The 16,651-nt window shown below is 75.1% G+C and carries 3 protein-coding genes; all 3 read right to left on the reverse strand.

Annotation, left to right across the window (positions count from 1 at the left end; translation table 11 throughout):
- Positions 1–41: 41 nt before the first annotated feature.
- From V6U77_RS24625 to V6U77_RS24635, 3 genes are read right to left on the reverse strand one after another with little or no spacing between them, the layout of a single operon-like run.
- Positions 42–1,370, reverse strand: coding sequence for an MFS transporter (locus V6U77_RS24625; RefSeq protein WP_334609044.1), 1,329 nt, complete (start codon positions 1,368–1,370; stop codon positions 42–44).
- A complete protein-coding gene (locus V6U77_RS24630) occupies positions 1,367–2,350 on the reverse strand; it encodes an ornithine carbamoyltransferase (RefSeq protein ID WP_334609045.1) in 984 nt (327 codons plus the stop codon). Before V6U77_RS24630 ends, V6U77_RS24625 begins: the two co-directional genes overlap by 4 nt.
- Entirely contained in the window at positions 2,350–16,638 is a 14,289-nt protein-coding gene (locus V6U77_RS24635) for an amino acid adenylation domain-containing protein (protein WP_334609046.1), read from the reverse strand. The genes V6U77_RS24630 and V6U77_RS24635 overlap by 1 nt, the downstream gene beginning before the upstream one ends.
- Positions 16,639–16,651: the final 13 nt, after the last annotated feature.

Consider the following 16,651-nt stretch of genomic DNA (forward strand, 5'->3'; position numbering starts at 1 on the left):
CGTCCCAAGCTGTGCGATCCCTCCCAGGCTCTGCCGCTCCGCTATATTCCGTCCATATCGCCACCGTCCCGGGTCGCACGGCCCGCCCGCTCGGCGGCCTCCGCCCGCTCCGCCTCGGCCCGGGCCCGACCGCCGAAGCCGAGCACCGCGAGCACCGCGATCACCCCCATCGCCCCGCCCACGATCAGCATGGCCTTGGCGAAGCTCGTCGAGTCGAGCAGGAATCCCGCGAACAGCGCCCCCAGCGAGTTGGCTCCCGAGCTGAGCAGCATGACGATCGAGCCGGCCCGCCCGCGCAGGTGGTCAGGTGCGCTCTGGAGCACGTACAACATCCCGGCCACGTTGCTGATGCCGGCGCCGTAGTGGATCAACGCGAAGATCGCGCCGAGGACGACGAGTCCCGGTGCCAGCGCGAGTCCCGGTGCCAGCGCGAGCAGCGGCATCAGCACCGCCCAGGCGATGTTGACCCCCATGATGATCCGGCGGATCCCCCAGCGGCTCAGGTAGAAGTTGCTGGTCATCGCGCCGGCCATGCCGAACACGCTGTTCACCATGAACAGCATCCCGACCGTGGCTGACGAGCCGCCCAGGTTCTTGACGGTCACCACGAGGCCCAGGCCCAGCACCTGGAACAGGATGTTGCTCGCCGCGAAGAGGCCGAGGGCGCGGCGCAGGTAGATCTGGCCCCAGACGAAGACGAAGCCCTCCCGCACCCGGGTCAGCAGGCCACCGGGCTCGTCCGCGCACGCCTTCGGCGCCTGCAGGTTCCGCCGCACGAACAGCAGGGTGACCAGCGAGATCACGTGCATCAGCACGGCGAAGCCGAACGGCGCCCAGCGGGTCAGCGCGTACAGCCCGGCGCCGGCCGGCTGGCCGAGGATGCTGGCCGCGTTGGCCCGCGACTCGTTGGCCGCCGTCGCGGCGCCGTACCGGTCGGCCGGGACGACGTTGAACACGGCGGCGCGCTCGGCCAGGGCGTAGCAGATGCCCAGGCTGGCCTCCACGAACGCGACCGCCATCAGGTGCGGCAACCACACCGAGTCCCGGGCGACCGCGACCGCGACGCTGCCGATCGCGGCGATCCGCCCGACGTTGCAGAGCACCATCGTGCGGCGGCGGTCCCAGCGGTCGACCAGCGCGCCGGCCGGTAACTGGGTGACCAGGTTGGGCAGCAGCGCGGCGAAGGTGACCAGGCTGGCGGCCGTGGCCGATCCGGTGGACCAGAAGACCAGCAGGGTGTAGCTGATCGAGGTGGCCCGGGAGCCCAGCGCGGAGACCCCGGAGCCCACCCAGAGCAGCAGGAAGTCGCGGTTGCCGGTCAGGCGGTCCGGCTGCCGGGACGTGGCCGCCGGGTGCCCGACCGCGCTCACGACGGGTGCCCGACGGGGGTGGCCCGGCACCAGTCGAGCACGGCCATCGCGCTGTAGAGCTTGTTCTCCGCCTGCTGGAAGGCGATGCTCGCCGGCCCGTCGAGGACCTCGGCGGTGACCTCCTCCCCCCGGTGCGCCGGCAGGTCGTGCATGAAGACCGCGTGCGGGTTGTGCCGCCACAGCTCCCGGTCCACCTGGAACGGGGCGAAGCGCGTCCGCCAGTCGGGTTCGGGCTTGCTGGTGCCGGTGGTCTGCCAGCGGGTGGTGTAGATGGCGTCCAGGTCGACCGGCAGGTCGGCCATGTCGTGCCGCTCGACGATGTGGGCGCCGCAGCGCCGCGCCTGCTCCCGCGCGAGGGCCGCGATCTCCGCCGGCAGCCCGTACCCCGCCGGGGTGCGCAACTCCAGCTCGACGCCGGGGAACCGGGTCAGTGCCAGGGCCAGCGCGGTCGCGGTGTTGTTCGCCTCGCCCAGGTAGAGCAGCCGCAGGCGCTCGATCCGGCCGAAGCGCCGCAGCAGAGTGGTCAGGTCGGCCAGCGCCTGCGTGGGGTGCTCCTCGGCGCTCATCGCGTTGACCACCGCCATCTGGTGCTGCCGCGACCAGTCGCGCATCTCCCCCGGGTCGGCGGCGGTCCGCGCCACCAGCACGTCGAGCATGCCCGACAGCACCCGGCCGGTGTCCGCGCTGGACTCACCGGTGTTGACCTGGAGGTCGTTCGGCCCGTACTGGATGGTCTTCGCGCCGAGGCGCAGCGCGGCCACGGTGAACGCGGTCCGCGTCCGGGTCGACGTCTTCACGAAGTAGGTGCCGACCACCCGGTCGGCCAGCGAGCTGGCGGACTCGCCAGCGGCGAACCTGGCTCCCCGCGCCACGATCGAGTAGAGGTCGTCGTCGGTCAGGTCGCGGATGGACACCAGGTGCCGCACCTGCCGGGCCGGTCGGTCGGTGACCGTCGCGGGGACGCTCGATACGGTCGTCATCACATTTCCTCCGTCAGTGCGATGTCGGACGCCACTTGCGACATGACGTCGTAGCCCGCGTCGCCGTTGGTCAGCAGCACCAGCCCGGACCCGTCGGGCACCCGGCCGGCGACGAGCGCGCGGTAGCCGGGGACACGGCCCCGTTGGGTGAACTCCACCCGCGTGCCGGTGGGCCCGTCGAGGCGGTCCACGTTGCAGCCGATCCCGAAGATGCCGCCCGGACCGGCGGTCAGCTGCGCCGCCGCCAGCTCCTGGCTCAGCAGGGCCGGGCCGCCCCGGTACGCGATATGGATCTCCCTGACGAGCTGGGCCAGGTCTGTCGCTGTGGTCCACAGACCGGCGGCCGCCAGGTCCGCACGCACCTGCCAGCCACCCGGGACCGGCTCGCCCCGTTCGTCGTGCCCGACCGCGACCGGCCGACCGGACCTCTCGGGGAAGCTCTGGTCGAAGCTGCTGCCGGTCATCCCCGCCGGACCGAGGACCAGTTCGGCCATGAGATCGACGAAGGGCGTCGCCGTGACGTCCTCCATGAGCTGCTGCACCACCACGTAGTGGCTGTTGCGTTCCACCGCGACCGGGTCGGGCGCGTCGAGCGCCCGGACCGGGCCGGTGGGCACGCCCCGGCCGTGCAGCACGTCCGACAGGGTCGGCACGGGGCCGCCGCGTGGGTACCCGGTGCTGCCCGTCTGGGTCAGACCGGCGACGTGCCAGAGCAGCTGCCGCAGGCTCACCGGCCGGTCGGCGGGCAGCTGCCAGCCCTTCAGGTACGCGTTCACGTCCGTGTCGAGCTGGAGCTGTCCCCGCCCGACCAGCACCAGCGCGCCCACGGCGGTGACCAGCTTGCTGACCGAGCCGACCTGGAAGATGGTCGCCGGGGTCACCGGCGCGTCGTCGCCGGCCGCGCGGTGCCCCAGGGCGCGGACCTCCACCAGCTCCCCGCCCGCGAGCAGGGCCAACGAGGCGCCGGGCACCAGGTGGGCGGCCAGCAGCGGCTCGACGGGCGGCAGCAGCGCGGCGGCGCGCGCCCCGCCGGCCCGTACCGCCGGCGTGGCCCCGCCTGCGGGGGCGAGCGAGGCGGCCAGCTCGGCCAGGGTCCGGTCGCGCATCGCCGCCCGCAGCGTCAGCGGGACACCGGCCTGCCGGGCGGCCGTGACCACCGGCACCACCAGCAGCGAGTGCCCACCCAGGGCGAAGAACCGGTCGTGGCGGCCGACCCGGTCGAGCCCCAGGACCCCGGCCCAGATGTCGGCGATCAGCTTCTCCCGCCCCGGGCGGGGCGGGATGTGGTCGGGCGCCCCGGCCAGGTCGACCGGGGGCAGCGCCCGGCGGTCGACCTTGCCGTTGGCGTTGAGCGGGATGGCCGGCACCGGAACGAAGACACTCGGCACCAGCTGGCTCGGCAGCCACCGGGCGCAGTGCGCGGCCAGGCCCGGCGCGTCGCCGACGTGGTAGGCCACCAGCCGGGGACCGCCCGGGCCCGTCGGGTCCACGGTCACCACGGCGTCCCGGACGTCCGGGTGCGACACCAGCACCGCCCGGACCTCGCCTGGCTCCACCCGGTGGCCGCGGACCTTCACCTGGTCGTCGACCCGGCCGCGCAGGTCCAGCTGCCCGTCGGGCAGCCAGCGGCCCAGGTCGCCGGTGCGGTACAGCCGCCCGCCGTGCGCGTCGAACGGGTCGGGCACGAACCGGTCGGCGGTCAGGTCGGGCCGCCCGGCGTAGCCACGGGCGAGACCGGGGCCACCGAGGTGGACGTGGCCGACCACCCCAACCGGCACCGGTTGCAGGTCGCCGTCGAGGACGTACGTCCGCATCCCGCCCAGCGGCCGGCCGATCGGTGCGACGTCGGCCGGCAGCGGCCCGGTGACCGGGTACCGGCTGACCGCCACGGTCGCCTCCGTCGGACCGTACTCGTTGAGCAGCACGGTGTCCGGCGCGAGGGCGTGCCAGCGCTCGCAGACCTGCCGGGTCAGCGCCTCGCCCCCCACGACCAGCAGCGGGGTCAGGGCGGCGGCCTGCTCCGCGTCGAGCTGGTGGGCCAGCAGGTCGAGGTGGCCGGGGGTCAGCTTCACGAAGCTGTACGGGCCGGCCCCGGCCAGCCTCGGGCCCAGCTCGTCCAGGCCGGCGTCGGGCGGCAGCAGCCACAGCCGCTGCCCGGTGACCAGCGGCGCCCAGATGCTGGTGACCACCAGGTCGTACGCGACCGACGAGAAGAGCGCGGCGCCGCCGGGGCGGTCGGCGACCAGTTCCTCGGCCGCCCAGCCGAGGTAGTTGGCGAGGCTGCCGTGGCTGATCTGCACGCCGTTGGGTCGGCCGGTCGAACCGGAGGTGAAGATGACGTACGCGAGGTGGTCCGGGTCGGGGCGGCCGGCGGGCGCCTCGGTGGGCAGCGCGGCGATCCGCTCGGCGTCGCGGTCGAGCAGCACCAGTTCCACGCCGGTGAACCGCTCGGCGTGGCCGGACGAGGTCACCACCGCCGTCGCCCCGGCGTCGGCGAGCATCGCGGCGACCCGCTCGGCCGGGTGAGCCGGGTCGATCGGCAGGTACGCGCCGCCGGCCCGCCACACGCCGAGCAGCGCGGCGACGAGGTCGACGCCCCGTTCCAGCAGCACCCCGACGACCCGCTCCGGGCCGACCCCCAGCCCGCGCAGGTGGTGGCCGATCCGGTTGGCCGCCGCGTCCAGCTCCGCGTACGTCGTACCGTCGACGGCCTCCGCGTCGGGGGTCGCCGCGGCCCACCGCGCCACCCGGTCCGGCACCAGGTCGGCACCGCGCGGTGCGGCCGAGGCGTGCCAGCCCACCAGCACGTCGTGCCGCTCCCCGGCGGGCAGGTACGCCGCGCGGGGATCGCCGTCGGGGTCGGCGGCCATGGCCTCCAGCACCAGCCGGTACATGTCGGCCAGCCGCACGGCCTCGGCCCGGCCCATGGCGTGGCTGTCGGTGCTCAGTTCGAGCCGGCCGGCGCCCGCCGCGACGGCGAGCGCGAACTCCGAGGTGCTCGCGCCGATCCGTTCCACGGACGCGGTGCGCCCGCCGTCCACCTCGGTGAAGTCGAGGTAGCTGAAGTAGACGTCGGTGAGGCGGGCACCGGCGCCGGGGGTGCGGATGGCCGGCGCCGGGTAGCGCCGGTGCGGCCACAGGTCGGCCTCGCGGGCGTGCACCCGCTGCACCAGCTCCCGCCAGCTCGCCGCCCGCCGGTCGTAAGGGAACGGCAGGGTGTTCAGCGACATGGCGTAGACCCGCTCGCTGCCCACCACGTCGGGCCGGGTGTTGCAGACCAGTCCGCTGTAGAAGGTCGGCTCGTCGGTGAGCTGGCTGAGCACCTTCAGGTGCGCGGCGTGCAGCACCGCCTTGAGCGACACCCGGGCCGCCGAGGCCAGGGCCCGCAGCCGTGGCTCCAGGTCCCCGTAGGACACCACCTCGGTGTACGGCTCCCGCGCGGCCGACGCCGGCGGCGCCCACCCGGCGGGGAGCAGGAACCTCGGATGCCGCTCGACCACGTCCTGCCAGTACCGCCGGTCGGTCTCCGAGGCCAGGGCGCGCAGCTCGCCGGCGACGAAGTCGGCGAAACGCACCCCGGGCGGGTCGGTGACGTCGTCTCCGGTGGCGCCCGCCCGCCGTGCGCGGTACCGGTCCAGGACCTCCATCACCAGGGCGTGCAGGCTCCAGCCCTCGATGATCACGTGGCAGATGGTGAGCACCAGCCGCCAGCTCCGGTCGGTCTCCAGGCAGACGGTGAACCGCAGCAGCGGCGCGCGCTCCACGTCGAACAGCTCCTGGTATTCCTCGCCGACGAGCCGGCGCACCAGGGCCGTCCGGTCCGCCCCGGCCAGCTCGCGCAGATCGCGGATGCCGACCGGGACGTCCACCGTGCGGTGCACCAACTGCATGGGCACCGAGTAGTTTCCGGTGTCCACCGAGGTACGCAGCACGTCGTGCCGCGCCACCACCTCGGCCACGGCGGCCCGCAGCGTCGCCAGGTCGAACGGTTCGTCGTCGGGGATCAGGAACGACACGACGTTGTGGTAGTGGTTCTGGCCGTTGTCGGCCAGCATCTCCAGCAGCATCCCGAGCTGCACCCGCGACAGCGGGTACGCGTCGTCCAGCCCGGCCGGCAGCAGCGGCAGGTCGGCGGGGGCGACCAGCTCGAAGGGCTCGACGGGGCGCGCGGTCGGCTCCGGCGCGTCCCGGCTCGCCAGCACCTCGCAGAGCGCCCGTACGCTCGGGTGGCGGAAGATGTCCGCGACCGTCACGTCCAGCCCGGCCGCCCGCAACGTGCCGGCCAGCACCAGCGCCGTGATGGAGTGCCCGCCGAGGTCGAAGAACCCGTCGGCGACGCTCACCGCCGGCAGGCCCAGCACGTCGGCCCAGACGGCGGCGACCCGCTCCTCCAGGGGCCCCCGGGGGGCCTCGAAGTCCCGGCCGGAGGCAGTCGCGTCGCCGGTCGGCGCGGGCAGCGCCCGCCGGTCCAGCTTGCCGCTGTTGTTGCGCGGCAGCTCGTCGAGCAGCACGAACGCCGACGGGACCATGTACTCCGGCAGGGCACGCGCCAGCGAGGCGCGCAGCGAGGCCACCTCCGGCGCGGGCCCGTCGCCGGCCACCAGGTACGCGGTCAGCCGCGGATCCGCCGGGTCGTCCGCGCGCAGCACGACGACCGCCTCCGCGACACCGGACAGCGCGGTCAGCGCCGCCTCGACCTCGCCCGGCTCGATCCGGTAGCCCCGCAGCTTCACCTGGTCGTCGAGGCGGCCGAGGAACTCCACGCTGCCGTCGGGCAGCCGGGTGGCCAGGTCGCCGGTGCGGTACATCCGGCTGCCGGCCGGGCCGTACGGGTCGGGCAGGAAGCGCCGGGCGGTCAGCTCGGGCTGGTCGAGGTAGCCGCGGGCCACCCCGTGCCCGGCCAGGTACACCTCGCCGGGCACCCCGATGGGCGCCGGGTGGCCGTACTGGTCGAGCACGTACATCCGCACCCCGGACAGGGGCCGGCCGATCCGGCTGCCCACCCCGGGTGCCAGGTCGGCCCGGGTGATCCGGTGGTACGTGGAGTAGACGGTGGTCTCGGTGATCCCGTACATGTTGACCAGCGCCACCCGGGCCAGCCCGAGGCGGGCCGCCCACGGCGCGAGGTCGGCGAAGTCGAGCTTCTCCCCCGCGACGACCACCGCGCGCAGCGACAGGTCCCGGATGCCGGGGGCGTCCTCGGCGGCGAGCCGGACGAGCCCGCGCAACGCCGTCGGGGTCTGCGCCAGCATGGTGACCCGCTGCGTCACCAGCAGGTCCAGCAGGTCCTGCGGCACCCGGGCCACCTCGCGGGGCACCAGCACCAGCCGGCTGCCGTGCAGCAGCGCCCCCCACAGCTCCCAGACGGAGACGTCGAAGGCGTACGAGTGGAACAGCGCCCACACGTCGGTCTCGTCCACCGCGTAGTGCTCCTGCGCGGCGTCGAGCAGGCGCAGCACGTTGGCGTCGCTCACGCAGACGCCCTTGGGCCGCCCGGTCGAGCCGGAGGTGTAGATGACGTAGAGCAGGTCGTCCGGGTCGCGGGCGACACCCGGATCGGTCTCCGGCTGCCCGGCCAGGTCGCCGGCGTCCAGCAGCACCCGCCGCCCGTCGAAGCCCGCGAGCAGTTCGGCCTGCGCGGAGGTGGTCACCACCGTCCGCACCCCGGCGTCGGCCAGCATGTAGCCGATCCGCTCGGCGGGCTGGGCCGGGTCCAGCGGCAGGTACGCCGCCCCCGCCTTGAGCACGCCGAGCAGCGCCGGCACCAGGTCCGCGTCCCGGTCGAGGCAGACCCCGACGACGGTCTCCCGGCCGGCGCCGGCCGCGCGCAGGTGGTGCGCCAGCCGGTTGGCGGCGGCGTCGAGGAGGGCGTACGTCAGCTCGACGGTCCCGGCCACCACCGCCACGGCCTGCGGGTCGCGGGCCAGCTGGGCCTGGAACAGCTCGACCACGGTGCCGGTGACCGGCTCGTCGCCGCCCGGATCGGTGACGCCGAGCAGCCGGTCCCGCTCACCCCCGGGCACGCAGACGGCCTGGCAGTCGCCGTCGGGGTCGGCGACCATCGCCTCCAGCACCGCCCGGTACATGCCGGCGATCCGCTCCAGGTTGGCCTGGCCGACCACCCCGGCGCGGGCGGAGAGCGCGTAGCGGCCCCGCTGGGCGAAGCAGGACAGGTCGAACTCGGTGGCGCCCTCGCCGGCGCTGCCGGTCACCACCGGGCCGGTCCCGTCGCCGCCCTGCGTCGCGCGGCTGAAGTCCTGGTAGTTGAACAGGACGTGCAGCAGCCGGTGGCCGGCCTCGCGCTGCATCTCGGCCAGCGGGAAGCGCCGGTGCGGCCACAGCGCGACCTCCCGGTCGAACACCGCGACGACGAGGTCCCGCCAGGTGCGGGCGGAGCGGTCGTACGGGAACGGCACCGTGTTGAGGTACATGCCCTGCACCCGGTCGGCGCCGAGCACCTCGGGCCGGGCGTCGCAGACGAGGCCGGCGTGGAAGCCCGGTTCGCCGGTGAGCTGGCTGAGCACCTTCAGGTGCGCGGCGTGCAGCACCGCCTTGACCGACACGTCGGCGTCGCGGGCCAGGGCGCGCAGCGCCTCGTCCAGGTCGGTGAAGTCGACCGTGGCGGCGACCGTGGCGTCCGGCGCGTCCGGCTCGCCCCAGCCGGCGGGCAGGGTGAACGGGGCGCGCCCGTCCCACACCGACCGCCAGTGCTCCCGGTCGGCGCTCGACTCCAGCGCGGCGAGCTCGGCGGCGATGAAGTCGGCGTAGCGCACGGCCGGCACGTCGGCCGACGCCGGGGCGCGGCCGTCGGCCAGCTCGGCGTACGCGTCGAGCACCTCGGTGACCAGCCGCGCGCTGCTCCAGCCCTCGGTGACGACGTGGCTGATGGTGAAGGTGAACCACCAGCTCTCCCCGCTGTCCAGGTGCGCCGTGACGCGCAGCAGCGGCGCGGTGGAGACGTCGAACGGGCGGGCCCGCTCGGCGGCGATGAACTCCGCGAAGAGCGCGGCGTGCCGCTCGGCCGGGACCCCTCGGCCGTCCTCGACGCGCACGTCGGGTTCGGCGTCGGCGTGCACGAGCTGCATCGGCACCGAGTAGCCGACCAGGTCGAACGACGTACGCAGGATCTCGTGCCGGGCGACCACGGCGCGGACCGCGCCGCGCAACGCCTCGGCGTCGAACGGCCGCCCGTCGCGGACCTGGTGGGCCAGGACGCTGTGGTAGACCGCACGGTCGCCGCTGACGGCCGACTCCACCAGCATGCCGAGCTGGGTGCGCGACGCCGGGTAGGCGTCGACCAGGCCGCCGGGCAGCCGGGCCCGGTCGGCGGCGTCGATCAGCGCGTACGGCGCGACCGGCCGGAACTCGTCGGTGCCGGCGTCGCTCAGCGCGGCGGCCAGCCGGCGGACGGTGCGGTGGGCGAAGACGTCCCGCACGCTGACCGGGTGGCCGGCGGCGCGCAGCGTACCGACGAGGGTGACCGCGAGCATCGAGTCGCCGCCCAGGTCGAAGAAGCTGTCGGTGACGCCGACCTGCGCCACGCCGAGCACCCGCGCCCAGATCGCGGCGATCTCCGCCTCCACGTCGCCGGCCGGGGCCTGGTACTCCCCGGTCGCGTAGGAGGTGGCGTCGGGCGTCGGCAGCTGCCGCCGGTCCACCTTGCCGTTGGGGTCCTTCGGGATGGCGTCGACGGTGACGTAGGCCGCCGGCACCATCGCCTCCGGCAGCGCGGCGAGCAGCCGCTCCCGCAGCCGGGCCGGGGCCGGCGCCTCGTCGTGGGCCGGCAGCACGTACCCGACGAGGGTGCGGCGGCCGTCGTGCTCGCGGACGGCGGCGACCGCGTCGGCCACGCCGGGGCAGGCCCGCAGGGCCGTCTCGATCTCCCCGAGCTCGATGCGTACGCCGTGCAGCTTGACCTGCGAGTCGAGCCGGCCCAGGAAGTCCACGGTGCCGTCCGGTCGCCACGCCGCCGCGTCCCCGGTGCGGTAGAGCCGCGACCCGGGCGGGCCGTACGGGTCCGGCACGAACCTCTCGGCGGTCAGCCCCGGCTGGCCCAGGTAGCCCCGGGCCAGCCCCGTCCCGCCGACGCACAGCTCGCCGGGCACGCCCAGCGGCACGACGTCGAGGCGCTCGTCGAGGACGTGTAGCCGCAGGTTCGGGTGCGGCGTGCCGAGCGGCACCCGGGACAGCCCGGCCACCGCGTCGGCGGTGCACGCCCAGCTGCTCACGTCGACGGTGGCCTCGGCCGGGCCGTACGTGTTGTGCAGCTCGCAGCCGGGCAGCGCGGCCAGGAACGCCCGCGCCACGTCGACGCCGATCTCCTCGCCGCCCACCGCCACCGACCGCAGCGACCGGCACCCGGCCAGCCCCTCGGCGAGCAGCGCCGGAAGCATCGACGGCACGAAGTGGACGGCGGTGACGCCCTCGCGGGCCATCAGCTCGCACAGGTACGCGGGGTCACGGTGCCCGCCGGGGCGGGCCACCACGAGCCGGGCGCCCGCCGACAGGGCCGCGTAGACCTCGGCCGGCGAGACGTCGAAGCCGATCTCGGTCTTCTGGAGCACGACGGCGTCGGCGTCCAGCCGGTAGACCCGCGCGCCGACGTGCTCGGTGCGGTTGACCAGGGCCCGGTGCGACAGCAGGGAGCCCTTGGGGCGGCCGGTGGAGCCCGAGGTGTAGATGACGACGCCGCCGTTGTCCGGGTCCGTGAGCGGCTCCGGGTCGGTCGGCGGCCGGTCGGCCCAGGCGTCCGGCTCGTCCAGCAGCACCACGGTGGCGTCGACCGGCGGCAGCTGCGCCCGCAGCTCGGCGGTGGTGAGCAGCACCGGGGCCGCCGCGTCGGCGAGCATGAACGCCAACCGCTCCGCCGGGTACGACGGATCCAACGGCAGGTACACCCCGCCGGCCTTGTGCACAGCCAGCATCGCCACGACCTGCTCCACCGAGCGGTGCGCACACACCCCGACCAGGACCTCCGGCCCGACCCCCAGCTCGCGCAGGTGGTGCGCCAGTCGGTTCGCCCGGCCGTTGAGCTGCCCGTACGAGAACGACACGCCCTCGGAGGTGATCGCCACCGCGTCCGGCCGCCGCGCCGCCTGCGCCTCGAACGCCGCCGGCAGGTGACCGCCGACCTCGACGGTGCGGCCCGGGGTGAACCGGGCGATGTCGGCGCGCTCCCCCGCCGCCAGTCGCACGGCGAGCGCGTCCCCGTCCGGGTCGGCCACCATCGCCGCCAGCACCTCGCGGAACATCGCCCCGATCCGCACCAGGGCGGCCGGGCCGGCGCTGTGGCTGTCGCTGACCAGGCGGACGGTGCCGCCGCCCGCCCCGACCGACAGGCCGAACTCGGTGGCCCCGGGCCCGCCGACCTCGACGAGGTCGGTGCCGGCGGCGGACGCCTCGGCCACCCCGGCGCCGTCCTGCCGGGTCTCGACGTAGCCGAAGACGACGTCGATGGGGCGGGACCCGGCGTCGGCCAGCCGCGCCACCGCCGGCAGCGGGTAGCGCCGGTGCGGCCACAGCTCCACCTCGCGGTCGAAGACCGACCGCACCAGCTCCCGCCACGTGCCCGCCGAGCGGGCGTGCGGGAACGGCAGCACGTTGATGTACATCCCGTGCACCCGCTCCGCGCCGCGCACCTCGGGCCGCGCGTCGCACACCAGGCCGGTGTAGAAGGCGGACTCGTTGGTGAGCTGGCTCATCACCTTCAGGTGCGCGGCGTGCAGCACCGCCTTGGCCGAGGTGCCGGTGTCGCTGGCGAGGCGGCGGACCGCGGCGTCCAGGTCGTGCACGTCGACTGTGTACCGGCAGACCGCCGCCGGGCCGGAGCGCTCGGCGAAGGAGTCCGGGAGGGTCAGCTTCGGCCGGGCGGTCACCACCGCCCGCCAGTGCTCGGCGGTCTCCGGTGAGCGCAGCGCCGCCAGTTCGCCGGCGACGTGGTCGGCGTACCGGACGGCGGGCGTCTCGCCCTGCGTCGGCGTCTCGCCGCGGCTGCGCCGGGCGTACTCGCCGAGCAGCTCGGCGAGCAGGGCGTTGAGGTCCCAGCCGCCGGTGACCAGGTGACTCACCGCGAGGGTCAGCCACCAGGCCCCGGCGCCGTCGGCGTGCGCGGCGACCCGCAGCAGCGGCGCGTCCGACTCCAGGTCGAAGGGGGTACGCCGCTCGGCGGCCAGGTGCTCGGAGTGAGCGGCGGCCGGGTGCACGGCGACCGGCACGGCGGTGTGCGCGCGCACCAGCTGCATCGGCACCGAGTAGCCGGTCAGGTCGACCGAGGTACGCAGCGTCTCGTGCCGGGAGACCAGCGCGTCGACCGTCGCCTGGAGCGCGTCGGCGTCGAACGGCCGCCCGTCGTCGACCCGGATCGACTGCACGATGTGGTACAGCGACCTGTCGGGGTCCTTCTGGATCTCCACGGCCATGCCGACCTGGGCCTGCGTCGCCGGGTACGCGTCGACTAGGCCGCCGGGCAGCCTGGCCCGGTCGGCGGCGTCGATCAGCGCGTACGGCTCGACGGGGCGAAAGGCCCCCTCCTTGGCGGTGTCGGCCTCGGCGAGGGCGGTGACCAGGCGGCGGATCGTGCGGTGCGCGAAGATGTCCCGCACGGTGACGTCGTGGCCGGCGGCGCGCAGCGACCCGACCAGGGTCACCGCCGTCATCGAGTCGCCGCCCAGGTCGAAGAAGCTCTCGGTGACGCTGACCCGGTCGAGGTCGAGCACCCACGACCAGACGCCGGCCATCGCCGACTCCACCGGGCCGTTGGGGCGCTCGTAGCGGCCCCGGGCGTAGGACTTCGCGTCCGGTGCCGGCAGTTGGCGCCGGTCGACCTTGCCGTGCGGGTCCACGGGCACGGCGTCGACGGTGACGTAGGCGGCCGGGACCATCGCCTCCGGCAGCTCCGCCAGCAGCCGCTCGCGCAGCTCGCCGGGGGTGGGCGCGGATCCGTCGTCGGTGACGAGGTAGCCGACGAGGGTGCGCCGACCGTCCTGCTCGCGGACGGCGGCGACCGCGTCGGTCACCCCGGGGCAGGCCCGCAGGGCCGTCTCGATCTCCCCCAGCTCGATGCGTACGCCGTGCAGCTTGACCTGCGAGTCGATGCGGCCCAGGAAGTCCACGGTGCCGTCGGGTCGCCACGCCGCCGCGTCCCCGGTGCGGTAGAGCCGCGAGCCGGGCGGGCCGTACGGGTCCGGCACGAACCTCTCGGCGGTCGATCCGGCAGCCCCGAGGTAGCCCCGGGCCAGCCCCACCCCGCCGACGCACAGCTCGCCGCGCACCCCGACCGGCACCGGTTGCAGGTGCTCGTCGAGCACCCGGACGGTGAGGTTGGTGAACGGGGTGCCGAGCGGCACCCGGGTCAGCCCACGCAGAGCCTCGGCGGTGCAGAGCCAGCTGGTGACGTCGACGGTGGTCTCGGCCGGGCCGTACGTGTTGTGCAGCTCGCAGCCGGGCAGCGCGGCCAGGAACGCCCGCGCCACGTCGACGGCGATCTCCTCGCCGCCCACCGCCACCGACCGCAGCGACCGGCACCCGCCGATCCCCTCGGCCAGCAGCGCCGACAGCATGCTCGGCACCAGCTCCACGGCGGTGACGCCCTCGCGGACGATCAGCTCGCGCAGGTACGCGGGGTCCCGGTGCCCGCCGGGGCGGGCCACCACGAGCCGGGCGCCCGCCGACAGGGCCGCGTAGACCTCGGCCGGCGAGACGTCGAAGCCGATCTCGGTCTTCTGCAGCAGCACCGCCCCCTCGTCGAGGCGGTTGATCCGCCGGCCGGCGTACGCGGAGCGGTTGACCATCCCCCGGTGCGGCACGAGGACGCCCTTGGGCTGCCCGGTCGAGCCGGAGGTGTAGATGACGTAGCAGCCGCTGTCGGGGTGGGTGCGCGGCACGGGATCGGTGGCCGGCTGGCCCGCCCAGGCGTCCGGGCCGTCCAGCAGGACGGTGACCGCCTCGGCCGCCGGGAGCTGGCCGCGCAGCTCGGCGGTGGTGAGCAGCACCGGGGCCGCCGCGTCGGCGAGCATGAACGCCAACCGCTCCGCCGGGTACGACGGATCCAACGGCAGGTACACCCCGCCCGCCTTGTGCACCGCCAGCATCGCCACGACCTGCTCCACCGAGCGGTGCGCGCACACCCCGACCAGCACCTCCGGCCCCACCCCCAGCTCACGCAGGTGGTGCGCCAACCGGTTCGCCCGGGCGTTGAGGTCGCGGTAGCTCACGCGGGTGCCGTCGCAGGTGATCGCCACCGCGTCCGGCCGCCGCGCGGCCTGCGCCTCGAACGCCGCCGGGGCGTACCCGCCGACCTCGGCGGTGTCGCCGGCCGACCAGCGCTCGATCTCGTCGCGCTCCGCCGTCGGCAGGCGGACGGCGAGCGCGTCGCCGTCCGGGTCGGCCACCATGGCCGCCAGGACCTGGCGGAACATCGCCCCCACCCGGGCCAGCGCGGCGGGGCCGAAGGCACGGCTGTCGCCGACCAGGTCGAGGAAGCCGCCGGCGGCGGTCACCTGGAGGGCGAACTCGGTGCCGCCCTCCCCGGCGATGGCCTCGAAGTCGACGGACTCGTCGGCGACCGCCCCGGCGCGGCGGAACTCGGTGTAGTCGAAGACGACGTCGATCGGGCGGGACCCGGCGCCGGCCATCCGCTGCACGGCCGGCAGCGGGTAGCGCCGGTGCGGCCACAGCTCCACCTCGCGGTCGAACACCGACCGCACCAGCTCCCGCCACGTGCCCGCGCCCCGGGCGTACGCGAACGGCAGCACGTTGATGTACATGCCGTGCACCCGCTCGGCGCCCCGCACCTCCGGGCGGGCGTCACACACCAGGCCCGTGTAGAACCGTCCCTGGTCGGTGAGCTGGCTCATCACCTTCAGGTGCGCGGCGTGCAGCACCGACTTGGGCGACACGTCGAGGGTCGACGCGAGCGCGCGCAGCTTCGGCTCCAGGTCCTGGTAGCTGACCCGGGTGCGCAGGCTCTCCCGCGGCCCGTCGGTGCGGCCCCAACCGTTCGGGAGGGTGAAGCCGGTGTAGGTGTCGACGACGCCGCGCCAGTACGCCTCGTCCTCGCCGGACTCCAACGCCGCCAGTTCGGCGGCGACGAAGTCGGCGTACCGCACGGCGGTGGGCTCCGGCGACTCGGGCACCATGCCGGCGCTGCGCCGCTCGTAGCAGCCGATCAGCTCGACCAGCAGGGTGTTCAGGTCCCAGCCGCCGGTCACCAGGTGGCTGACGGCGACGGTGAGCCACCAGCCCCGCTCATCGGTGCGGTGCGCGGCGACGCGCAGCAGCGGCGCCGGCTGGTCCAGCTCGAAGGGCCGCGCCCGCTCGGCGTCGACGTACGCCCGCAGCCGCGCCTCGACGTCGTCGCCGGTCAGCTCCGTCACCCGCACGTCGACGGGCGCCTCGGCGTGCACGAGCTGCATCGGCACCGAGAAGCCGGTCAGGTCGAACGAGGTGCGCAGCGTCTCGTGCCGGCCGACCACGTCCCGTACGGCGGCCCGCAGCGCGTCGACCGAGAAGGGCCGGCCACTGTGCACCCGGAAGCAGCGGACGATGTGGTACAGCGACTTGCCGGGGTCCTTCTGGATCTCCACCGCCATGCCGACCTGCGCCTGCACGGCCGGATAGGCGTCCACGAGCCCGGCGGGCAGAGCGGCCCGGTCGGCGGCCGTCAGCAGGGCGAAGGGCGCGACGGCCTGGAAGGCCGGCGCCGGCGGAGCGGCGTCCTTGGCGCCGAGGTGCCCGGCCAGGGCGGCGACCGTGCGGTGCACGAAGACGTCCCGGACGGCCACCCCGAAGCCGGCCGCCCGCAGCGCGCCGACCAGGGCGACCGCGCGCAGCGAGTCGCCGCCGAGGTCGAAGAAGCTGTCCTGGGTGCTGACCTGCTCCAACTGGAGCACCCGACCCCAGATCCCGGCGAGTTGCTCCTCCAGCTCCGTCGCCGGAGCGACGTGCGCCCGCTCGACGGGCACCGCGGCGTCCCAGAGGGCGGCCCGGTCGACCTTGCCGTTGGCGTTGAGCGGGATCGCCTCCACGGCCACGAACTCGGCCGGGATCATGTACTCCGGCAGGTGCTCCGCGCACCGCTGCCGGACCCGCTCCAGCAGGCCCGGCGTCGCCGACGCGGCCGGGCGGTAGAACGCCACCAGCCGGGCGTCGCCCTCGGCGGCCGAGCCCGAGACCAGGGCGACCGCGTCGGCCACGCCCCCGGTGCCCTCCAGGACCGACTCGATCTCGCCGAGTTCGATCCGGTAGCCGCGGATCTTCACCTGGTGGTCGATCCGCCCGACGAACTCCACCGCCCCGTCGGGC

Source organism: Micromonospora sp. CPCC 205546 (genome assembly GCF_036902715.1).
Classification (GTDB): Bacteria; Actinomycetota; Actinomycetes; order Mycobacteriales; family Micromonosporaceae; genus Micromonospora.

Bases quoted from the DNA above. Each gene is read 5' to 3' on its own strand.
- V6U77_RS24630 (WP_334609045.1), bottom strand. From the start codon at position 2,350: ATGACGACCGTATCGAGCGTCCCCGCGACGGTCACCGACCGACCGGCC.